The organism is Mucilaginibacter sp. P2_A4 (genome assembly GCF_056405015.1).
This window is the reverse complement of record NZ_JBFUCX010000021.1, coordinates 47,597-70,259: the sequence shown is the minus strand read 5'-3', so window position 1 is coordinate 70,259 and position 22,663 is coordinate 47,597. Positions and strand designations below refer to the sequence as shown.

At 43.5% G+C, this 22,663-nt stretch carries 14 protein-coding genes; 7 read left to right on the top strand and 7 right to left on the bottom strand.

Features of this window, described 5'->3' with window-relative positions:
* The first annotated feature begins 33 nt into the window (after positions 1 to 33).
* Positions 34 to 2,910 carry a T9SS type B sorting domain-containing protein gene (locus AC1DYB_RS27815; RefSeq protein ID WP_477439836.1) on the top strand — a complete coding sequence of 959 codons (2,877 nt, stop codon included), beginning with the start codon at positions 34 to 36 and terminating at the stop codon, positions 2,908 to 2,910.
* Positions 2,911 to 3,077: 167 nt separating this feature from the next.
* Here the strand turns inward: AC1DYB_RS27815 and AC1DYB_RS27810 are convergent, their stop codons facing one another.
* Positions 3,078 to 5,708 (bottom strand): GH116 family glycosyl hydrolase, encoded by a 2,631-nt coding sequence (locus AC1DYB_RS27810; RefSeq protein WP_477439834.1) that lies wholly within the window; start codon positions 5,706 to 5,708, stop codon positions 3,078 to 3,080.
* Positions 5,709 to 5,915: 207 nt separating this feature from the next.
* Between AC1DYB_RS27810 and AC1DYB_RS27805 the strand changes: the two genes are divergently transcribed.
* On the top strand, positions 5,916 to 6,293 hold the full coding sequence (locus AC1DYB_RS27805; RefSeq protein ID WP_477439832.1) for a VOC family protein: 378 nt from the start codon (positions 5,916 to 5,918) through the stop codon (positions 6,291 to 6,293).
* A gap of 57 nt (positions 6,294 to 6,350) precedes the next feature.
* Here AC1DYB_RS27805 and AC1DYB_RS27800 read toward each other — a convergent pair whose 3' ends face one another.
* Positions 6,351 to 6,710: a YybH family protein gene (locus tag AC1DYB_RS27800; RefSeq protein WP_477439830.1), complete on the bottom strand. Its 360-nt coding sequence runs from the start codon at positions 6,708 to 6,710 to the stop codon at positions 6,351 to 6,353.
* 182 nt (positions 6,711 to 6,892) lie between these two features.
* Here AC1DYB_RS27800 and AC1DYB_RS27795 point away from each other — a divergent pair, with 182 nt between their 5' ends.
* The 5 genes from AC1DYB_RS27795 (at position 6,893) to AC1DYB_RS27775 (ending at position 12,736) form a co-directional block, all read left to right on the top strand.
* Entirely contained in the window at positions 6,893 to 7,489 is a 597-nt protein-coding gene (locus tag AC1DYB_RS27795; protein WP_477439828.1) for an RNA polymerase sigma factor, read from the top strand.
* 34 nt (positions 7,490 to 7,523) lie between these two features.
* Entirely contained in the window at positions 7,524 to 7,940 is a 417-nt protein-coding gene (locus AC1DYB_RS27790) for an antibiotic biosynthesis monooxygenase family protein (protein ID WP_477439826.1), read from the top strand.
* A gap of 200 nt (positions 7,941 to 8,140) precedes the next feature.
* Positions 8,141 to 9,136: a FecR family protein gene (locus tag AC1DYB_RS27785; protein WP_477439824.1), complete on the top strand. Its 996-nt coding sequence runs from the start codon at positions 8,141 to 8,143 to the stop codon at positions 9,134 to 9,136.
* A gap of 107 nt (positions 9,137 to 9,243) precedes the next feature.
* Positions 9,244 to 11,913, top strand: coding sequence for a TonB-dependent receptor (locus AC1DYB_RS27780; protein WP_477439822.1), 2,670 nt, complete (start codon positions 9,244 to 9,246; stop codon positions 11,911 to 11,913).
* 4 nt (positions 11,914 to 11,917) lie between these two features.
* On the top strand, positions 11,918 to 12,736 hold the full coding sequence (locus tag AC1DYB_RS27775; protein WP_477439820.1) for a DUF4249 domain-containing protein: 819 nt from the start codon (positions 11,918 to 11,920) through the stop codon (positions 12,734 to 12,736).
* Positions 12,737 to 12,877: 141 nt separating this feature from the next.
* Here the strand turns inward: AC1DYB_RS27775 and AC1DYB_RS27770 are convergent, their stop codons facing one another.
* The 5 genes from AC1DYB_RS27770 to AC1DYB_RS27750 form a co-directional block, all read right to left on the bottom strand.
* Positions 12,878 to 14,548: a M81 family metallopeptidase gene (locus AC1DYB_RS27770; RefSeq protein WP_477439818.1), complete on the bottom strand. Its 1,671-nt coding sequence runs from the start codon at positions 14,546 to 14,548 to the stop codon at positions 12,878 to 12,880.
* An 81-nt stretch (positions 14,549 to 14,629) separates the two neighbouring features.
* The gene (locus AC1DYB_RS27765; RefSeq protein WP_477439816.1) at positions 14,630 to 17,872 is read right to left on the bottom strand and encodes a glycosyl hydrolase; all 3,243 of its coding nucleotides are present in this window, start codon (positions 17,870 to 17,872) and stop codon (positions 14,630 to 14,632) included.
* A 456-nt stretch (positions 17,873 to 18,328) separates the two neighbouring features.
* Entirely contained in the window at positions 18,329 to 20,035 is a 1,707-nt protein-coding gene (locus AC1DYB_RS27760; RefSeq protein ID WP_477439814.1) for a hypothetical protein, read from the bottom strand.
* Positions 20,036 to 20,140: 105 nt separating this feature from the next.
* On the bottom strand, positions 20,141 to 21,352 hold the full coding sequence (locus tag AC1DYB_RS27755; protein ID WP_295717102.1) for a DUF4998 domain-containing protein: 1,212 nt from the start codon (positions 21,350 to 21,352) through the stop codon (positions 20,141 to 20,143).
* Positions 21,353 to 21,383: 31 nt separating this feature from the next.
* Entirely contained in the window at positions 21,384 to 22,616 is a 1,233-nt protein-coding gene (locus tag AC1DYB_RS27750; RefSeq protein ID WP_477439812.1) for a DUF4959 domain-containing protein, read from the bottom strand.
* Positions 22,617 to 22,663: the final 47 nt, after the last annotated feature.

Below are 22,663 nucleotides of genomic sequence, written 5' to 3'. Positions count from 1 at the left end.
TTTATCTTACCTTTCTGCCAGTAAAGCCTTGTCATGTCCCGTTTGCGCTATTTGCTGCTGTTTATTCTTGTTATTACTTTCTATAGCGTTCATGCTCAGCAGGATATGAACCTGCATTTGAGCGATACGTTTCTGCCCGGTAAAAATGTTCTGAAAGTAAAACGCGATTTTCTTGATCCATATTTATGGGTTTTAACCCAAGGCAACGGCGTTTATCGGATCAACAGCATTACCGGCGATGTTGCGGATTACAGCAGTCAATTTACAGGTTACAGCAATTTCAACTTCATTGATATAGCGAGCGATAGCAAAGATGCAGTATTCGTTGCTACCAATAGCAGCAACGTACTTAAATACACTGGCAGCGGTATTGAAGTTATCGGTAACTCAAAGGGATTAACAGGCGATATAAATTCCATCGGCTTTAATTACACACAATCCGTATTTAGCCAGGGATCAGGATCAGGCGATATCGGCAAAGACGAATTGATGATAGCTACAACGGATGGTCTTTATCCTTATTCTAAGAAGAACGGAACGGTGAGGCGTGTCAACATGGTTAAAACCGATATGAGGTTGTTTGAAAGCACCTACCGCTCGCTAATGTTTACTGATGTTATTACCAGCAATACCTATCCCAATAACGCAAAGTATTACGAAGTTGCCAATTTCTATACTTCTTCTTTTGAGTATACAGGTTATATATGGCTCGAGGGGGATAAATTTGGCAAAACGCTTAAGTCTGCCTACTACGGTAATGCCGGTATTTTTGACGCCTACAACCAGCAATTCCCTTATACCGGCAATCAGTTTTGGTCAACAGAAAATGGCTTATTCCAAAACAGGTGGAGCGGTTCAAATACTACAAACAGCCCATATAATCACTACCTCAACGGTGTAAATATTAACAAGATCACTTCTATTTTTGGTTTAATTAATGTAAAAAGCCTAACGCAAGAGAATTATTTACTTGGAACCGACCAGGGTTTGTATTTTTCAAATTCAAACAACAAAACCCACGACAATCTTTTCGATTATTCATTTCAGCATTATGACGGCTTAGGCAATAAGGTGATCAATGATATTTGTGTTAACGCCACTTCTTACGCGTCGCCAATATGCGAGGACGGAGTTTGGGTTGCCGCCCAGGACGGATTGTATCTATTAAAGCCAGATTATGGCGCTTACATCGACCAAACTCAACGATTAAAGGGGATTTATATTGATGGCCAAGACCCCAGTCTAAATGAGTTTCAGGTATGCGGAAATATTATCTTAAGCGCACGGCTCACCTACTCAAATTATGTTGGCGGCCTGGCACAATGGTATAAGGATGGCATAGAGATTCCAAACGAAAGCAAGGACAAGTATACCATTACCAGCGCCGGCGACTATTACGCAATTTTATATGATCCCTGTTCAGCTCTCCACTTTGAATCCAATCACATTAAAGTAACTCAAAATGCCGCCCCGGCATTTACCTTCAACTACCCGGATATACTAGTTTATTGCGCCGGCTCAGCCGCTTCATTAAAAACAGATGATAAACCGGCTTACCAGTACCGATGGTACAAAGATGGCGTCCTAAACGGCAACACAACCGCCACACTTAATAATATAACCGAAACCGGTAAATACAAAGTAGAAGTAAGCGCCTGCGAAGGCAACTGGGTACCCTCAAAAGAGGTACAGGTAAATTTTATTACTGTACCAAAGCCCGATGTATCGGCCGATAAAACATCATATTGTGATGGCGATCTGGCTACACTATCGGCAGCCGTACCCATAGATGGTTCACAGATCATCAACTGGACAACTTATCAATACAAATGGTACAAGGATGGCGCTCCAATAAGCGGTACCGGTTCATCTATAAAAGTTAACCAAACAGGAAAATATAATGTGGAAGTTACCGGCTGTTCGGGCTCCGCGTTATCAGATGAAGTACAGATAATTTTTGATAAACCGATACAACCGGTACTTGTTGCCGATAAAGCGGCTTATTGCATAGGCGACAACGCGAAGCTGAGTATAAATACCAGCATTGACCCTCTTTACACCATAACCTGGTTCAGGGACGGAAATATATTACGTACCGAACTGGGCAAAACGAGCATAACACCCAATCAACCGGGAAACTATACCGTGAATATTACTAACAGTACAACCACCTGCAAAATACTTTCAGCTGCTTATCCTTTAAGTTTTACCCCTCCCCCTACTATCAGTATACAACAAATTGTAAATACTACTTTATGCGATGGCCAAACGGTAGACCTTAAAGCCTCCTACTCCAGCGGCAACATCCGGTGGACCACCGGTGCCACAATCGACAAAATAAGCGTTAAAAACTCGGGGACTTATAAAGCAACTATTGCTACCGTTGCTGGTTGCGAGGTAACAGAATCTACAACGGTACAATTTTTACCAAACCCCTCTCTAAATGTTCCTTCGGCCACACTTTGCCAGTTTACTAAGGAAAGCATTACACTTACGGCCCCCGATGGCTTTGTTAAATATGAATGGAACGGGCAGGCCGGCAACACTACTTTTTCTACTGATAAACTGGGTCCGGTAAATTTAACCGTTACAGATAATAACGGCTGCAAAGCCACACAAACCATCAACATCAGTAGCCATTGCGATGATATTCACATTCCAAACACATTTTCGCCAAACGATGATGGCCGTAACGATAACTGGGTAATTGCCGGCCTGGAAGGCGATTTATCAACTACAGTTAAGGTTTACAACCGTTTAGGCAGCCTGGTATTTCAATCAAAGGGCTATGCCTCTCCGTGGAATGGCACCTTCAATGGGAAAAAGTTGCCTGCCGCCGTGTATTACTACGTAATCAGTACGCAGGAAGCCAAACAGGTGCTCAGCGGATGGGTAACAATACTCTATTAATAGCAATACTTGCCGCTCAACCTTCGGCAAATCACAAGGATAGGACAGGGCGAATAATTATCAGATAGATTTTTCTTAGAGGCTGTCTAAAAATAAATAAAAAGATCGTCATTGCTGTAAGGTACGAAGCAACGACGGTTGGTTTATGAGAATACAAACATCGCCCGTTATGATGATATTGCCATTTCCCTCCCGCTAACCATTACCTTTTGCACATCAACACTTCCGTAAACCACTTTCATTGAGGGCTTGCCTGCTTTTAAGCTTACGGTACCAAAACCAGTTTCGGTACTCAAAAAACTGGTAAAGTCGCCAACTTTTGAATCAATATGCAAAGTTTTGGTAACGGCATCAAATCTTACACCGGTGAGGGCCTGCAGGTACCCATAACTGGATAGTGCACGTGCATACCAATGGCCGCACTCGTACTCATTAAAAGGATTGCGAACCTTCCCATCATACCTGTCCCGTGATGCACGGAGTACGTTCAGGCCTTCCTTTACATTCCCGGTTAGCATTAAATGTGATGCTATCTGGTGCTCAATGCCTGTCCATACTTCGTCGCTATAAACAAAGGGCAAGGATAGCTTCCCCCCTTTAGGCCAGGTACATAATAGCAAACCGGCCTCGTTGCCCAAAGCAAAAGAGGGCCGCTGCGGGTTAGCGTGTTCGCTCAGGTCGGTTTTAAAATTGTATTTATATACGGATTGTAGGTGGCTGTTTATTTTTTTACTATCAATAACATCATCAATACCACACATACGGCCTATCCAGGCGCCAAGTACCCCATCGCTAAGGCAGCCTTTACCATATTGATATTTGGGGCCTTCCTTTTTTAGCAAGGTTTCGGCTTCTTTGGAATAAGCGCCGCCATATGATTTTTCTTTGGAGGGATCTTTTGCATTTAAACCGGTATAGTTTATTTCCTGGATAAAGAACTCGCCGTTATACAACTCACCCTCTATCATGGTTTTACCCTTTGCCTGCAAGTCATGATAGGCAGATACGTCCTGTTTTAAAAACTCCCCCATGGCAATAAAACTATGCAGCGCCCCCAGGTAAAAACTTGTATGCATTCCATCGGCACCCCAAAATTCAATATCGTAAGTATTATGGTGCGGCTCTTCAATCACCCCCTTATGGCGCGGATCCCAGGTTTTGATGCAATAATCCATGCTCACTTTCACCATGGGGTAGATTTTTTTAAGCCAGGTATTGTCCCCGCTGATGCGCCAATCCCGGTAAACTTTCATAATGCCACCCAACTGGCCGTCGGCAGCCGAATGAAAATCGTGTGCTACCGGTTGGATAGGTAAGTTGGTCCTAAAAGTTTGATGACCATCTTCGGCCTGGTCTTCACAAAATTCGGTAGCCCGCAAGCTCCGCTCCAACGCAGGGAATAAATGCGGAATGGCCTGGGCATAATTCCAAACATGGGTACATGAGCCATGGCAACAGCCAGAATCATCGCCACAGCCTTCAAAATTCCACAAACGCCCATCAAACTGCCGCATTACCGTTGGCGATTTTAATATGGATAAATTACAGGCAACAGCTTCTATCACCTCGGGCGGCAAAGTGCTGGCATAAAATGCTTTGGTAAATAATTGCGATTTGGCTTTTAGCGTGTTATAATTTTGCGCCCAATAACCGGCCACATCTTCAATACCATTAAAACGGCTGCTATACCATGGCTTGTAAAATTTACCGTCAAAATCCTTATCGTACTTGTCAAGGCCAATATCTGCAGGCGAATTACAACAACCGCTTGCCGGATCGCAGCCCTCTTTCTTTTTACCGGGCGTACCAAACGTAAGTTGTGTTTTGGGCGAGTACCAGGCCATCATAACCCTTATCGTTTTTTGCTTGCCGGGTGCAAGCTCAAAAGGCACGTAAAGACTGGCACCGGGCGCATCTGCAGGTACCGGCGGATTATCAACTACAAGTCCGTCCCTTATCGCGTTCCAGGCCATGGTAAAGGGATCCCACCAACCACCTCTGAACCAGCAGTGATCAACCACAGTTTCCTTATCATCAGTAAATATGGTAAAATCAGCAGGAAAAGTTGTTTCACCATTTCCTGTTCCTCTTAGGGTAAAACCTTTATTGGCTGGCAGTATACTGTCTTTACCTTTTTGCTCGCCAAAAAAATTCCTCGAATTGAACGAAAACACCGCGCTAACTTTAGCAGCGCCGGTATTGGTGAACTTATATTCAAGAGCTCCTATAGGTAAGCTGGAATTATCATCATCGGTTGGGATAAAGGGGCTCCAGCCAGAAAGTTCTATTGATAGCGGTATATCTTTATCCTGCAATTGAATATGGCAAAAAGGAAACTCTGTTTTAAAAACGGCGCTGTGAAAGCGTGGCAAACCGGTAGTAGAACCTGTAAGACCATTACCGGCATCCCTGATACCAAACTTTTTCCAGTTAGGTACAGGTCCCTCTAAAAGTTTAGCGCCATGAGTTATTCCTTTTACATGAATAGCGGCAAACATGCCCGGCTCGTTAAAAATATCGGGCTTGTTTCTTACAGACATGTGAGAGATTGCTCCCGTACCCTCTATACAAAACATGCCAGCTCCCATACCGCCAACCGGGAACGCTACCCTGTTAAGATTATCACCGGTGTATGGAGCATTGTAGGCCCGCCTTAAAACCTTTTTTGAACCATCTGAAATTACAGCATCAGCCTCTTTTGCGTCTGCCAGGTTTACTACAGCGGCTGGCATCATAGCCATAGCTCCGCCAACGCTAATCTTTTTCAGAAAGCTTCTGCGCCCTTTTTGATCCTTCATGATTTAAATTCCCGGTTTATAAGAATATATAGAATACCAACTTATCACAAATTATTTAAAAATCATAATGTTTTGTCGATGCTTTACATTGGCCCATGCAATTGTTAACGACGATAGCGTTAAATCGCGCCTGCCTTTTATTTTGGATACAGGCTTTGGTAAATTAGCTTGAAAATATCACCATGGCAACTCATTAGATCCCGTATCATGAAAGCGAAAAAATTTATCAGAAGCGGTCCTCATCTCCCGGTAAAAAACCTGGTTCCAACACTTGCCTACTATCGCGATGTTCTGGGCTTTTATGATGAATGGGGCTTTGGAGATAAAGATGGCGGAATAAGAAGAGACGATATGAGGTTTCTTTTTGCCGAAAACGCCGAATTTACCTCCGCGATTAACAATTCCAAACACCGCCTGCCGCTGATGTGGTTTGTTGATAATATCGACGAGGTTTACGCAGAACTGCAAGACCGGGAAATTGAAATAGCCGATACTTTAAAAACTCATCCATACGGCTTAAGGGAATTTGTTTTTATTGATATCAACGGGTATTATATTAGAGTAGCAGAAGGAGTTGAATCATAGCATACATATTCTTGCGAAGAAGATATGGGCCAAAGTTTTTAATACCATATTAGCGCCCTAATTATACATTACAATAACCTTTTCAACCTCCCCATCAGCATTAAAAAACAAATTTTCGACCGCGTTTTTGCCGCTATCGGTGTTATGATAATATATACTGATGCTGTTTACACCGGTGAGCACCTCCAACAGCTCAAAATACAGGTTGGGCAGTTTACTCAGGGCGGTTTCCCAATAAAGCCTTACATTATTTTTGCCCGATATGATGCCACCACAATCGGGATATATTTTCAGGGCATACGGCGTTTGGATGCTAAAATCATCTGTATAATGCGTCATCAGGGTATCTAAATCCTGTTTATTCCAGCCGCTAATCCATTCGGCAGCAAATTGCAATGCAAATTGTTGATCTATCATTATTTATATTCAAAAAGGTTCATCTTCAACAGCTATCGTAAACGAAAATACAGGCTGCAACATTTCTTCGCGTCCGTGCATATAAATTTATCAATTTTTACGTTTAGTGTAACTTTAGCCCTTTAACTTTGTCCTATCAAAAAATCACCCAATAACAAATTGGGGCATCACATGAATAAAACATGCCCATTTTAAGCAGGACTCAGCCTTATACAGATCAACAGCTCCTGGAATTGATGAGGACTGATGACCGCGATGCCTTTACCGAGCTGTACAACCGCTATTGGGATAAAACCTTTGCCGTAGCCATGCACCGCCTAGATGATGAGCACGAGGCCGAAGAAGTAGTACAGGAAGTATTTTTAAGTATATGGCAGCGCCGGGTAAACCTGGAGTTAACGCATACTTTGGCTACTTATTTATCAACCGCCGTAAAGTATAAAGTAATTAATCATTTAGCCAGGCAGTATCGCAACCAATTGCAGATTGATGAATTAACCTTTAGCTCGCCCCAAACACAAGACAGTACTGCCGATTGGCTTCATGAAAAAGAACTCCGTAAACAACTTGACCACAGCATTAGCCAGCTTCCGGAAAAATGCCGCATCGTTTTCCTTTTAAGCCGCGAAGAAAATAAAACCTATGCCGAGATAGCTGCCGAGCTGAACATCTCCCCAAAAACAGTTGAGGCGCACATGTCAAAAGCTTTAAGCACCTTAAGGCAAACGCTCAAAGTATCGCTGCCGGTACTGCTTTTCCTCATCCACGACATAACTTAGAACGATGAGACATTTTCACCTAACACGGTGAGACATGATAAGCGCCATATTAAGAAATGATTTTGTTAAATTGCCAAAAGTTGTGTTTTATAGTTCAATTGCCATGAATAATTCATCATCTATTGCCATGACCACTATATCAACGGAGAATAATTATCTCACACTTATTAATATTTTTACCGTAAACCCGGCTGATCAGCAACAACTGATTGACTTGTTGATACAGGCCACCCAAATTGTCAAAGAACAACCCGGGTTCATTTCGTCAAGCCTTCACCGCAGTTTAGACGGTGGAAAGGTAACCATGTATGCACAATGGGAAAGCATTGATCATTATAATCAAATGCGGAGCAATTCCTCAGCTTCACCATTCCTGGAACAGGCGATGAAAATTGCCAGTTTCGAGCCTGGTATGTACGAGGTAGTCGCTTCATTTACACCATCATCATAAGCTATCCAACAATTGGCACTCATTATTTAGGCTGCTTTTCACTGTAAAATTTGCTATTTGATTAAAAAGAAAAAAGCGCCAATGTCTCCTCGGGCTGTGTTATTCTGTCTCTTTGGGTTATCCAAAAATAAATTTCATTTTGCACTAAGGGTATTCCCGTTTGGTATTGACTATATGTGTAAAGGTCAAAATAATTTACCATGGAAAACAATTCCTACAATCCGAAGGAGCTTGCCCATAAGCTGGAACAAGGCACCATAAGCCCCGAAGAAAAAGCGTGGTTTGAGCAATGGTATGCGGGCTTCAATGATGAGGAAGTATTGTTATCCGGCTCAAAGCATGCAACTGCTGAGCAGCTTAAGGATAGTATCTTCAACCGCATCTCGGCAAAAATGCAAGTGGCTGCGCAGCCAAAGGGTAAAGTAATTTCTTTATGGCGAAACATAGCCGCTGCAGCGGCTATAGTATTGCTGGTTGCCTTTGCCGCATTTTACAAAAATGCCATTTTAAACCTGGTTGACCCAATAAAAGAGATACAGTTGAGCAGCAACGCCGGGCAGCACAGGCAAATCAGTTTGCCCGATGGTACCAGGGTGTGGCTCAGCCCGGGAACCCGCATCAGCTACCCGGATAAATTCAGGGATAAGCAACGTTTGGTAAAACTGGAAGGTGAGGCCTTTTTTGAAGTTAAGCATGATGCCAGCCATCCATTCATCATTCTGTCAGGCTCCATCAAAACCGTGGTATTGGGTACCAGCTTTAATGTGTGGGCTTATGCTGATGCCAGCACTGCCGAGGTAACCGTGGTAAGTGGCAAAGTGGCCGTAGCTTCATCGGCAGGGAATAAAACAGGGCAAGAGATCATGGTTGCCAGGCAAAGGGCTGTTTTTAACAAAACCAACGGCTTGCTGGTTAAAGAGAATTATCCGAACGCAGCTAAATTTCTCGGCCAGCGTAATGGCTACTATGATTTTGAAGGGGCTACCATGCAAACAGTTGCCGATGAACTGGCCAGGCAATATGGAGTACATATCAGTGTAGACCCACGCATAGCCCAGGGCTTATATTATGGCCACTTAAACACCACCCAGCCAATTAGTAATGCGCTTAATATGCTTTGCATCGTAATGGATAATGCCCACTGGAACAGGGTCGACAATAATTATTATCTACAGAAACTGCCATCTAAAAATTAACCTTTTCAAAAAACATCTGGTTAATGTTAATTAACCGGGTAACTAATCAATTCAACCCCAATACATGGCCAAAGCCCTGTATCCTTATTCAAAAACTGCTACAAACAATGAAAAACAATTACGCGACATGGTTCTCCATGTTGATTTGCCCCCTGATGCAAATATCTGCATGGTTCCGAACGGCACTATGCGCACTGTTCCTTTTAGCAATAGTGCATCCACAAGTTCATGCTCAAAGTCCGCTTGATAAAACCATAACCATCAATATTAACAACGAACCACTTAAACAGGCATTAGATAAAATTACCGCAGCCAGCGGTGTAAGATTTACCTATAATGAAACGGTTGCCAAAAGCGATGTAAAATTGAGCATCAATGCCCAAAACCAACCGTTGGGCAACATTTTAAAAAAGGCGCTTGCACCCTACCCATTTACTTTTACAGTGCTTGATCAGGATATTATGATTAAATATGATGCTGCCAAATTAAAAAAGCAGACCGCCACCCCCACTGGCGGAAAATTCACCATAAGCGGCACCATTAAATCGGCACAATCCGGCGAAACCATTATTGGGGCAAGCATTAAAGCTACAGATGCAAACCAGGGTACATCAAGCAACGAATACGGCTTTTACTCCCTTACCTTACCAGCCGGAGATCATGAACTGGCTGTAAGTGCTATCGGCCAAAAAACTACACTGGTAAATGTATCATTAACTGCCAACCAACGCCTCAATATTGCCATGGATAACAACGAGCAGGCGCTGCAGGAAGTAACCATCACTGCCAAAGCAGCCGGTACCCGCGACCTGGCCAGTCCGCAAATGGGGGTTGAACATTTAAGCATCCAGGAAACCAAAAACATCCCGGTATTATTGGGCGAGCGCGATGTGATTAAAACTATACAGCTCCTGCCCGGCATCAAATCTGCCGGTGAAGGCAACGGTGGCTTTTATGTACGCGGCGGCGCATCCGATCAAAATCTTATCCTGCTTGATGAGGCCCCGGTTTACAATGCATCGCACCTGCTGGGCTTTTTCTCCACCTTTAACTCTGATGCCATCAAGAACATCAGCATTTATAAAGGCGATATGCCGGCTCAGTATGGCGGCAGACTTTCGTCCGTGCTGGATATTAAAATGAACGATGGTAATAACCAAAAGTTTGGCGTAAGCGGTGGTGTGGGGTTGATAGCGGCAAGGATTAATGTGGAAGGCCCTATCCAAAAAAATAAATCATCCTTCCTGATCTCGGCCCGAAGAACCTATGCTGATGCTTTCCTGGCTTTTTCTAAGGATTCTATCGCTAAAAAAAGTCAGCTTTATTTTTACGATATCAATGCCAAAGCCAATTATATTTTAGGCGATAAAGATCGTTTATTTCTTTCGGGATACTTTGGCAAGGATGTGTTAAAAGCCGGTGATATAGCAGGCATTAACTGGGGTAACACAACCGGAACACTTCGCTGGAACCATATTTTCAACAGCCAGCTGTTCTCCAATACCTCACTCATCTATAGCAATTATGATTACAAGATCAATATCAAGGAGGATGTAAATGAGTTCAACATCTTTTCTCAAATAAAAGATCTTAACCTAAAAGAAGATCTGCAATATTATGCAGGCGATAAAAACACCATCAGTTTTGGGTTCAACGGCGTTTACCATACCATTAAACCCGGGGAAATTTCATCAACCGGTAATTCGGGCATTCAGTCGCAAAACCTGCAAAACAGGTACGCGCTGGAGGATGCCGTTTATGCTACCAATACCTGGAAAGCTACCGACCGCTTTAGTTTAACCTATGGCTTGCGTTTATCGGCCTTTACCATCCTTGGCCAGGGCGATTATTACAGCCTTGATGCCGACGGCAATATTACTGACACAAAACATTATACATCTGGCCAGGTGGTTAAAACTTATGTAAACCCGGAGCCACGCATAGCGGCAGCATACTCTTTAAACGAGTACAGTTCGGTAAAAGCATCATATGCCCGTAATGCGCAGAATCTACACCTGATCTCCAATTCAAATTCCGGTTCGCCAACAGATAAATGGGTAGCCAGCACCAACCTTATTAAGCCGGAAATTGCCGATCAGCTTTCGGTAGGTTATTACCGCGACTTTAAAGATCACCAGTACGAATTCACCTTTGAAACCTATTATAAAAAGCTGCAAAACCAGGTAGATTACCGTAACGGTGCCAACGTTTTCACCAATCAGCCTATAGAAACACAGCTGCTTTACGGAAAAGGCCGGGCTTATGGCGCCGAGTTTTTGCTGAAAAAGAAAACCGGGCGTTTAACCGGCTGGATCAGCTATACGCTATCAAAAACCGAACGCAAGATAGATGGCATCAACAATAACGAATGGTACAACGCCCGGCAAGACCGTACCCATGACATTGCCGTTGTTGCCATGTTTAAAGCCACAGAAAAATGGACCCTATCGGCCAATTTTGTTTATTATACCGGGGATGCAGTAACCTTCCCTAACGGCAAGTACCAGGTGGATGGCGCTACCTATTACTATTACACCAACCGCAATGCCGACCGGATGCCCGCCTACAACAGGCTGGACCTAGGCGCTACACGCCAGTTAAAGAAAAGCTCGAAATTTGAATCGGACCTTACCTTTAGTTTGTATAATGCTTTGGGTAACCATAACGCATACCGTATATTTTTCCGCGATAACAAGAACGACCCAAGTCGTACAGAAGCCGTAAGGACTACCCTATTCACTTTTGTACCATCTATTACCTATAACTTTAAATTTTAACCTGATGCATTCTACTATAAAATATATAATACCCGCGTTATTTGCAGCATCATTAAGTTCCTGCGAAAAAGCTATCAACCTGAAGTTAACCGACGCTACTCCCAAATATGTTATTGAGGGTGTGCTGACCAACCAAAGCGGTGGATGCAAAGTAAGCCTGAGCCAAACCAAAAACTTTACTGATAATAACGATGTAATTGGTGTAGATGGTGCCCAGGTAAGCATAACCGATGATAATGTTGTTTATCCGCTTACGCCAACCAATACCGGAGTTTACCAAAATACCACCCTGAAGGGCGCATACGGCCATATTTATAAATTGAGTGTTACTGTTGCCGGTAAATCATTCACTTCAACCTGTGCTATGCCTGCGGCTGTAGCTTTGGATAGTATTTACCTTGTAAAAAGCGACTTTGGCAACAATAAAGATGGCACCATACGCAAGTTTGTAACCGTAAAATACCACGACCCTGCAGCTACCAAAAACTACTATCGTTTTGTGCAATACGTAAATAACCGCAAGGAAGAATCGATATTACTTGATAATGATGAATTCACTAACGGCCAGGAAGTGAACACCAGGCTAAATTTCAATAACAGTAATGATGACCCGGCAAGGGATATTCGCCCGGGCAACCAGGTAATCATCGAAATGCAATGTATTGACCCGGCTGTATACAAATACTTTTTCAGCCTCACCACCGGCGCTACCGGCGACGGTAATAATGCTGCACCCGCAAACCCCCTATCTAACATAACAGGTGGTGCATTGGGGTATTTTAGTGTACATACCGTACAAAGAAAAACTCTGACTGCGCCGTAAGTAGCGACTGACGGTGTAAAATTTCAGTCATCCTGAACTTGTTTCAGGATCTCACAGGACAGGTAATCATCATGTAGTATACCTTGCCTTTGGGATGCCGAAACAAGTTCGGCATGACTTTTTTTTATTAATGAATAATCATCACAATCCATTAGACGATGGAACCAGCCTAGCCGATAGATCCGGTTCTTTCATATCCTTATCCAGCGGAAACATAGGGCGTTGAATCCTGTGATAAGGCAGGCGCTCGATGTTCTGGTCAACGCCTCCCGGTGTTAGGGCAAGCAGCCAGTCGGCCCGCATGGCATAAAGCTCGGGCTCCAGGTAACCAATTTTCACTACCACAATATCGGCCTTTCGTGGGTTAAGACCCAGGCGGTTAAAGTCGATCTCCTTGTGGTACGGCTTACGCTTTTGAGTAATAATAACATGTACGCTGCCTACCCGCACTACAGCTTCAACCTCGGCATCCTTATCGCCATATTGTATAGATTCTACCGTTCCGGAGAGCCTTACCGGCGGAGCATACCTGGCATCTACCCTGGCTCCCGCATAACCTTCCACATGTTTACCAACGCCTGCTGCAATGGCGCTTTTTATCAACTCAGGCGCAGGGATAGAGGCATAAATTAGTGTCGGGCCATTTTCGCCCTTTAATTCCGGGCGGGCAAGGATCTGCGTCAATGTCCAGGTAGCATCGCCGGCGCCACCTGCAGTAGGGTTATCGCCCGAATCACTGATATAAAAAGGATGTTTACTACTTGTCAATGCCTTGTTAAGGCATTCGGTAAGGTTGCCGGTGGGCGCTACAAACTCAAAAGCTTTGCGGGCATCCCAAAAGCTTTGCGCCAGTTGCCCGGCTGTATGGGTAACCTTATCCTTGTCATCCCCTGTAACCATCACCACCGCATGGTTGCGGGGTTCATCTGCCCAGGCGTAACCTATCCATATCGCAGCGTCAATGATTCCCAGTTGCGCGGTAGCGGGTGCAACCGCTTTATACAGGCTTTTGCCGGGCTCTATCCGGGTACTCGTTTTTTCGCCGGGCAGCAATATGGGTATTGAAATGTAGGCCTTGTATGCCGGTTTGCCCTTTCCGCTTTCAATCCGGCTAATCAAATTTTCCACAGCCCGCTGTTTTGTTTGCATGGCATCCTCATGAGGTGCCATCCGGTAACAGGTAATCAAATCGGTGTTTAGGGCCAAACGCCAGGAAACATTGCCATGCAGATCCATCGAAGTAGAAATGATTGTTTTTTTACCAACCACTTTCCTGATCCTTACAATCAAATCCCCCTCCGGATCGTCAAGGCCGACTACGCTCATGGCGCCGTGAATATCAAAATACAAGCCATCGTAGGGCAAATACTTCTTAAGTGAATCCAGTGTTTTATTAACCAGTGATTCATAGGCCAGCCTGGTAACCGCACCGCCAGGCAGGCTTTTACCCACCAATGCAGGGAACCACACCGCCCTTTTGCGAACCGGCGAATCAACCGCTAAAAATGGGTATGAGCTAAAGACTTCCCCACCATATTTTGCGTGAAAAGCCGCTTCATCGGTAAGCGCCGGCGAAAAGGTACTCGATTCTATCCCCAGCCCGGCAATAGCTATCCGGGGCAAGGGCCTGGCAAAATGTGAATTGTTTAATTTATTGGATACGGAACTATGTTTATTTTTTCTGCTGGTAGCAGAGGTTGTAATTTTATTTTTAGGATCTGCACTCTTTAAGCTAACCGGATTGGCCCGGATGAAACCCGCCATTAAACCAATTGAAATTGTTATTAACCACAAACGCTTTACCATATTCATAAATAAAAAGGTTGTTATAAAGATACATTTTTACTTGAATGTGCCACGCCTGGTGATTTAACTTCGGGTACCTCTTATTTTTCAATATTTAACGGTTGTAATAGTAACCGGTCCCATCAAGCCCGATGTCTGCAACCCACTATTTGGGTTATAAAGGCTATTGCTTGTCCAGGTTTTGCGTTGCTCTGCAGGTAGCTTGCTGTCGCCTATCAGGCGGTTCATCCAGTTATTTACTACCGATACTTCCAGGGTGTTTGTACCATTTTTAACCGCGTTGGTAATATCAACCCGGTAAGGATAAGTCCATACACCGCCAACGTTGATACCGTTTACTTTTACTTTAGCCATCACTTTAACATCGCCAAGGTTAAGATATAAACGCGCGCCTTTTGCCGGTTTTAAAACTTTGAAGGTGTTTTTATAAACTGCTGTACCTGCATAATATTTGATACTATCATTTGCTGATGTTGTCCAATCTGTTAATTCATTAAATACCACCATTTGCTGAGGGCCACGCATTTTGGCATCGAAGGCTACCTGCCATGGTCCTTTTATATCCATAACCGGTTGTTGGGCCGGGAAGTTGACACCATTTTGTTTTTTGCTATCAATAGGCTTCCTGAAAACGATAAACGCGCTTTGCAATGGCTGCAAGCTTAACGGAACTGTTGTTTTTTTATCTTTTGATGAAAATTCAGGGAGCAAACGGGTAGCGCCCGTTACCGGATCCCAAAATTCGGGTTGCCTGCCCGCTGTTCTGAAAGATGGCGCAATATTAATCTCCTGTTCGGTTTGATTACTCACAAAATATATTTCCGCTTCAGGCGCAGTTCTGTGAATATAAAGCACCGGTTGCTCCGTTCCCGAAACAAAATCAGGAGCTATGTTCAGGATATTTAGGGCGGATTGCATATCCATGCCTGCCATTACCGTTCCTTTTCGAAAACTACCTTGTTTTACAGTTGTGCCATTAACGCTGCCCCATAGTTCGGCAGTTAATTTTTTAACAAGATCATCCGCAGCAGGATAATTCTGCAAACTTGGCGAGCGTTCCGGTGCAGGGCCTAATATGTGAGCACCCTGTAGTACAAGGTCCCTAATTTTGGTTAATAGCTCCGGCCTCATGGTTTCCAGTTTAGGCAGCACCAGCAGGTTATAGCTCATGCCATCGGGCAAAACCAGTTTACCGTTAAGCACCTTAACACGATTTTTAATTACTTCGGCATTGATGTAATCATAAGAATATCCCGCCGGCAGTTTGGGATCGGTAATACCAGTCATTTTAGGAGCATCTTCGCCGATAAAATAAGCTACATCGGCTACGTATTTTCCTTGTTGCAGCATAAGGTTATCTCTTTTTAAATAACCAGTAAACAAATCCATATAGCTAAACCAGGTATTATGCCGGTTAAATTCAGTACCGAAATTGGCATTAATACCGGGTACCTTATCCTCAGATGGCTGCGAAATAAAAACATGCAGTAACGTGTTATTGATCCCCTCAGTAAAAAAGCGGTCGCCCCGTTTTTTCAGCATATAGGGGTAGCGCAGGTATGCCCCGCCGCCTGCAGTAAAAGACTCTGCCGATACTTTATTTTTTCCATAAATATGAGCAGCGGAAGATGCCGCACGATTTTCGATATCGCCCAGGCTGCCTTCACTCCAAAACTCCCCGCCTATTTCATCACTTTGCCCTCCATATTGCAAAAACTCACCTGGGAAACCCCAGTGCCCATAGTTTTCCAGCCAGGTAGTCAGGCCATGTTTATGGCTCACGTCGCGCAACCCACCTACATAATCATAGGCAACACGATCAGCAATAAAACGTCGCAGATCCCAAAGGAAGCGATCGCTCCTGTCCTGGCTGCCAACTACGTAACCTTTTAAAACGGGTAAATAAGGAAGCGGATCATACCCATAAACTGCTTTAAATTTCCCCAGTAAACCGTCCGTCCAGTTTTGGCCACCGGTTTCGTAGCTGTCCTCAACGGTCACCTTCCAGGTTTTACGATCTTCGGGAGGTACACGTTTCATGATCTCGCCAAGAAAAGCGTTAAAATGCCCCTCAATATGATCTTTATTCATTTTATCAACTTCATAGCCTGTACCCTCTAGCGATGCCGGTCCGTTTTGCACACCTGTTGGCAGCATTCCGGTACGCATAATTACCCAATCTCCGGCAGGAGCGTTCCACTTCAAGGTGCCATCAGCAGCCATATTGGCTGATATATCTATGGTATTGTTCGGATCGATAGTTAATTGGTTATCATTGATCACCGGCTCGGCAGGCCATTGGTATTCGTTCCAGTAAGGTAGCGGCGTCTGGAACATTTTGGCCAGCGTTTTTTCGATGTAACGTTCAACCACCGGAGCTGCAGAGATCTGTAACTCGGCAACACCAAAGCCGGGCGAAGCATCACTAAATATCACCCGGAACTTTTTAGCCGTTGTAGCAGGAATAGATACAGCCACCGGGCCGTACGGATCAAAACCTACATTTAAACTATTGTTGCTGCGGTCAATATTAAAGCTTTTAACCGTTTTATAAACGCCATTATCCTCTGCCTGTAACTCCGCCTTTGCGGTTAAAGGATGATGTGAAGGATAGATAGTAATACTTCTCGCCGTAAATTCATTGGTTGTTTCCAGACCAACAGAAAACGACTTGGAGGCTGGTAGTACGGCTTCTGTCGACTGATTTCCATCCGTGATATTGGCAATATTATCCACCGGTACAGAGGTGCTGATCCTGGGTTTAAGATCAATAATTGATGTTCCAAAACTTTTAGGCGCTTTAAATGCAATCACCTTCACATCCTGAAAATCGTCACCCGGTTTCTTTAGTGATAAATTGATAGTTTGGCCACCTTTCACCTGCACCTCCGATGATGCCAGGTAACGCATAGATTGCGCTGGTTTTATCCATGGGCCGCCGCTTTGGCTCCAGCCGGGACCGTTAAAAATCCCTATCTGGATATTTAATGCTGTAGCGGTTTTTAACGCCGTATGCATAATATCCCACCATTCGGCCGAAAACAATTTAACTTTTCCATATGGCGTGGCGTCATAACCAATGTTGCCAATGAATGCTCGGTTAATCCCAACACTTTTCATTGCCTGTAAATCTTTTATAACTCCCTCTTTTGAAATGTTGTCCGACATCCAATACCAGTAAATGCTGGTCTGAATGGAATCAGGAGGATGGATGAACCTGCTATCCAGTGAAGGAATTTTATTATTTTTCTTAATTGAACCCTGCCCTTGAGCATTGCTGTCAATAAACGCAAGTAATAATAACGATAGGACGATGATATTTTTTGACATTAACTAAAAGCTTTTAGCACTATAAAATATTTATGCGTACTCCTTTTAAATAAGGACGTGTTTAAAAAAACACACAATAAAATTTCTGTTTATATGGTTGATAATAGCTAAAACTAAATAATTGAGATGCCATAACTGTCATGAACAGTCTGTTCCGCTTTTTACGTAAATTTAAACGGGGTGCGTAAGTCAAATATGCAATAGCAAACTTTATCTGGGTGCATATTTTTTAAGAGGATGCCAGCATTGTCCATTTAAGCAGCTAAGCACATGGGCCGAACCTACGGTTCTCTTTATAGGTTGCTACTTCAACGGATTAAAATCCGTTGTTACAATATTAGCCGTGGCTACGCCACTGGTTTATTTAAAGGAAAAATATTGATGTGTTTTTAAAATTAATCATGTTCCTGCCAAGTCCCAGAGCGATAAATGTCAACACCCATCTATAACCTAAACTCAATACCTCCAGCTCTTTAAATCCGCCCCTTTTGGTGCTCTCATTTTAACCTCGGCCGCCCATTTTTTGATGAACATTTGATGGTAACGTAGCCTGCTGATGTAATTTGGGTGGGAATGATCACCATTCCAACAGTGTTCGGCACGGTCGCCGTAGTCAACTTCACAGCCGCAGTTGGGATTGTTTAGTTTTTTAAGCATATCCTCGGCACTGTAAACCGCGTTGTTGAGGTAATAAGTATCCATATCACCTACATAAATATGAATCTTACCTTTAAGGCTCGCCCCTATCTTTGGCCAATCGCGTTGGATGATGTGGGTAAGATCAAAATGATCGCGCCAGTAAGCGGCTACACTGCTATCAATTGCACCTGTGTACTTATCAAAAATGCGTTGAGGATATCCGTCTTTATCCATTGGCGAAAAAACAGCTTCCCATATATCAAACTGGTCGCCGCTTCGGCTGCGGCTGCCCAAGGCAAGCTCACGTTGATTCACCTCTTTTAGGGTAGCGCTTACATGACCAAGGTAATCGCGCTCTGCCGGGCGGGGTGTTTTTTTGAAATCGCTTGTGGGGTAATAGGCATTTTTATCGTTGTAAATATCGATGGTTGTATAGTGGTGAAAATCTACCGGATCCGGGCAGGCGGCGTAACATCCGTTGTACTCGTTGGGATAAAATACCTGCGCGGCCAGTACTTCCCAGCCGCCTGTTGAGCCGCCGTACATGAACCTGGCCCAACCTTTTCCTATCCCGCGAAATTGCTTCTCTATTTCGGGAATAAGCTCATAGGTTATCGCATCCCCATATGGACCTAAATTGGCCGAATTTACAGCGTAAGAATCATCGTAATAAGGATTGGCATGCTGAATTTCAATCGCCAGCACTCTTGGAAAACCCGGACCAGTCCATTGTTTGTAAAAGTCATACGCCTCCTGTTCCACAATTTTATTATAACCTATAAGATGGAAGCGTGCGGAGGTATCCGGCTTTAAATTTTTATCGGGCGGCGTAGTGCTAAAACCCTCCAGATCTGCCGGGAAATGCCCGTGAAATATGGCCAGCGGATATTTTACTTTGGGATGCTCATCAAAACCGCCGGGCAACAAAATATTGGCGCCTAAGTACATCGGCCTGCCCCAAAATTCGGTAAGCAGCTTGCTTTGTATTTTGATATGCTTTATGTATTTGGTATCCTTTGGTGCCTCAATTGGCGGGATAGTTTTATTAATAGTGAGTAATACCTCGTTTGATGCCGCCGGATCAAAATGGATTTTTATTGGCGCTGAATAGATATTGCCCGGTGCTATGTTCCAATGCTGTCCCTCGCCCCTATCCATCGGTAATTTTACTGTTTGCCCGGTTTTTAAATGAAAGGTTTCGTATTTATGCAGCAGTACCTGCACATAATAATCGCCTGCCGGCACATCCTTTAAACGCTCAAGCGGATAACCAACGGCCTGCACATCTACCAGTTGGGTAGTGCCGGGTTTCCAGCCGTTAACATCCATACCAAAAACCAATTGCGTATTTGCAGCATCGCCAACCTGGAAACGGGGTTCGGCCTTGTTATTTTTAGAAAGCAGGAGTAACAACCTGCCATCCAGGTCTTTTTCGCCAAGCGCGGCATCAATATTTACTCTGAAAGTTTGGCTATACACGCAAAATGGAAAGGCCAGCAAAACAAATACGATCAGTTTTTTCATGTGTAAGGTGATTTGAACTAAATATAGGAAAAATGTTTAAGCAAAAAAGCCGGCAGCTATTAAACTACCGGCCTCCATTTAACCAATTTTAACCAATTTATAAACCTATTTGTCTATTTTGTACATTGTTAGTTCAAGTAAATGGAAGTAGTTTCCGCCACCCCATGTTTCTAATACTTTAAACCTGATATACCGGTATGATGCTAAACCAGCCGGGAAAGTGAATGGTTCGCCGGCTGCCGCAAAATCAGCATCGGCCTGGCTATTTTGGCCTGTAGGTAAACCTGATGGTTTAACTGAGGTAAAACTGCCCAGCTTAACCCAATTACTGAAATCGCCGTTTGAGGTTGGATTATTGCTTCCGTAAATTTCAAACCTTTTTGGATTGCCATAATTATATAAACCCGATGTGCGCTGCCATATTTTCATTTTGGCTAATGACGCCTGCTGACCCATATCAAAAGTGAACCAGATAGGAAAATCCTGACCCGGAGTATGGAAACCCGGTTCATTGGTGCTTTTATCCCATAAATAATAGGTTTCCCAACCATAGGCCGATGGCACATCGGTTGGCAGGTTGTATGCTTTAAATAATGATTTATCGCACTCTACAACATTGTATATTATAGGGAAATCGTCATAGTTTTTCACATCAAAAGCATCTACAGCATCCGCAACCGGCTTATAAGCCGACCGGTACTGAAGGGGCGTACCTAACTTATAATCTGTTAATGTTACCGATTTATCCTTCGGTCCGAATGATTTCTCGGCCGTTACTCCAAGTTTATTGGTATACTTTATGGTGGTTGATACGTTTCCTGTATCTGCCTTATTAAAATATAGTGTAACAGATCCATCGTCATTTAACTGGTACGGATTTGCCGTATTGTAGCCACGATTAAACAGCGCTGATACATATACAGCTCCGTAAACCCTTACATTGTTTATATCCTGCCCTACTGATGTGTTACCGTCATTATCATGAGCAATTATCCTGAAACTGTACACATACTCCTTTAAGCCGGGGATTGAAACCGTAATTGAATCTGCCGGACTATGAGATGTAGCGTTAACTATTACCGAATCGAGACCGTTGTTCCAGGAAACCACATAGTTTTTGATACTTGGATCGGGACTTGGATGCCAAACCAGTAATACTCTTAAGTTACCGGGATGGTAACCCACACCTGTAGCCAAACCGGGATATATAACCTCTTTGTGATCTAAAAATTTCTTATAATCCGTATCATATTTTTTGCAGCCGAAGATTGCAAAGCCTATAACAAGGAGAACAGTAATGGTAAGTTTGATTTTCATTTTCTTAATTTTTAATTAACTACATACTGCATTACAACGGATTGCCCGATATGGTGATCTCCTTGGCATTTACATAATCAAGCCCTGCCCAGGTTTGGGTGCACTGAAAGCGGATGTATTTCACAGCCGGCGCAACTCTTGGCATTTTAAAATCAATACCATCTGCGGCAAAAGCAATATCGGCCTGGTTAGCCTGGCCCGGTGGCAAGCCCGATGGCGGATTTGGGAAAACAAAATTACCCATGTTTACCCAGTCGCCAAGTACGGTACCTTCAGGAGTGATGGTTGCAGGCCATGGCCCGTAATCCTGTGGGTTATCTTTAGTTGCACCCCATATGGTAAACTGCCTGCTATTTTGATAGCCATAAATATCTGGCAACCTGTTATACAACCTTACACGGCTTATTTTTGCAGTTACGCCCAAACCAAACGTACCTATCTTTAAACCATTGCTAAGCGTGTGCCATCCGGGATCGCCTTTGTTACCATCAAAGAAATATTTAAACTCCCAACCGTAACCAATAGGACTATCACTTGCCAGGTGGTAAGTGAAAAACTTGGTTTTATCAAGAGCTATTTCATACAAGGGTGTTAACGTGGTAAAAACCGTATCCGAAATATTCCCAAATCTATCTGTGGTAAAAACACCAAACTTTTTAGGTGTTGCCGGGAAACCAAGCGCAGAAACATTGATGGTATCTCCGCTTATGTATTGAGGAGTCTGTTCGTCATAAACCTTGGTAGTTTCATTAAAAGTGATAACGTGAATGGCAACCGGAACCTTATTGTGGTTAAATCCAAAAAAGTTAGCGCCTCCAAAATCAGCCGTCGCTACCAAATTACTGTTGATCAACTCGTAGTTAGGCGTTGTTGGGTTCACCTTCACCGTAACCGGATCTGACATGATATTGGCCCTGCTTACAGCATATAAAGTAACTGTATATTCCTTTGCCTTTGCAAATCCATCAACCATAATGGTATCGGTGTAGTAGCTGGCTTTGGTTTCCCTGCTTTTGGTATCATTTATATTGTATTTTGCCAAAACGTAAAGCAGGTTTTTGGTATCGGGCAGCGTATAAGTAAGCCTCGCGCTGCCATTTAAATTTTCAACCTTAACAGCGGTTATAGGGCCGGGTTTTGTTTTATCGTTTGATACCACCTCGATGTTCGACTCCATTTTTTTGCATGATCCTAAAAGCATCACCAGCAAAACCGGGGCTAACATTAACCAGTTAAGGTACCTGCGGTTATTTATCTTCTTCATAATTTATATTTTTATATTAATCATTATAAACTTTCAAATGAATATCT

Bases quoted from the DNA above. Each gene is read 5' to 3' on its own strand.
- AC1DYB_RS27815 (WP_477439836.1), top strand. From the start codon at position 34: ATGTCCCGTTTGCGCTATTTGCTGCTGTTTATTCTTGTTATTACTTTC.
- AC1DYB_RS27810 (WP_477439834.1), bottom strand. From the start codon at position 5,708: ATGAAGGATCAAAAAGGGCGCAGAAGCTTTCTGAAAAAGATTAGCGTT.
- AC1DYB_RS27805 (WP_477439832.1), top strand. From the start codon at position 5,916: ATGAAAGCGAAAAAATTTATCAGAAGCGGTCCTCATCTCCCGGTAAAA.
- AC1DYB_RS27800 (WP_477439830.1), bottom strand. From the start codon at position 6,710: ATGATAGATCAACAATTTGCATTGCAATTTGCTGCCGAATGGATTAGC.
- AC1DYB_RS27795 (WP_477439828.1), top strand. From the start codon at position 6,893: ATGCCCATTTTAAGCAGGACTCAGCCTTATACAGATCAACAGCTCCTG.
- AC1DYB_RS27790 (WP_477439826.1), top strand. From the start codon at position 7,524: ATGATAAGCGCCATATTAAGAAATGATTTTGTTAAATTGCCAAAAGTT.
- AC1DYB_RS27785 (WP_477439824.1), top strand. From the start codon at position 8,141: ATGGAAAACAATTCCTACAATCCGAAGGAGCTTGCCCATAAGCTGGAA.
- AC1DYB_RS27780 (WP_477439822.1), top strand. From the start codon at position 9,244: ATGAAAAACAATTACGCGACATGGTTCTCCATGTTGATTTGCCCCCTG.
- AC1DYB_RS27775 (WP_477439820.1), top strand. From the start codon at position 11,918: ATGCATTCTACTATAAAATATATAATACCCGCGTTATTTGCAGCATCA.
- AC1DYB_RS27770 (WP_477439818.1), bottom strand. From the start codon at position 14,548: ATGAATATGGTAAAGCGTTTGTGGTTAATAACAATTTCAATTGGTTTA.
- AC1DYB_RS27765 (WP_477439816.1), bottom strand. From the start codon at position 17,872: ATGTCAAAAAATATCATCGTCCTATCGTTATTATTACTTGCGTTTATT.
- AC1DYB_RS27760 (WP_477439814.1), bottom strand. From the start codon at position 20,035: ATGAAAAAACTGATCGTATTTGTTTTGCTGGCCTTTCCATTTTGCGTG.
- AC1DYB_RS27755 (WP_295717102.1), bottom strand. From the start codon at position 21,352: ATGAAAATCAAACTTACCATTACTGTTCTCCTTGTTATAGGCTTTGCA.
- AC1DYB_RS27750 (WP_477439812.1), bottom strand. From the start codon at position 22,616: ATGAAGAAGATAAATAACCGCAGGTACCTTAACTGGTTAATGTTAGCC.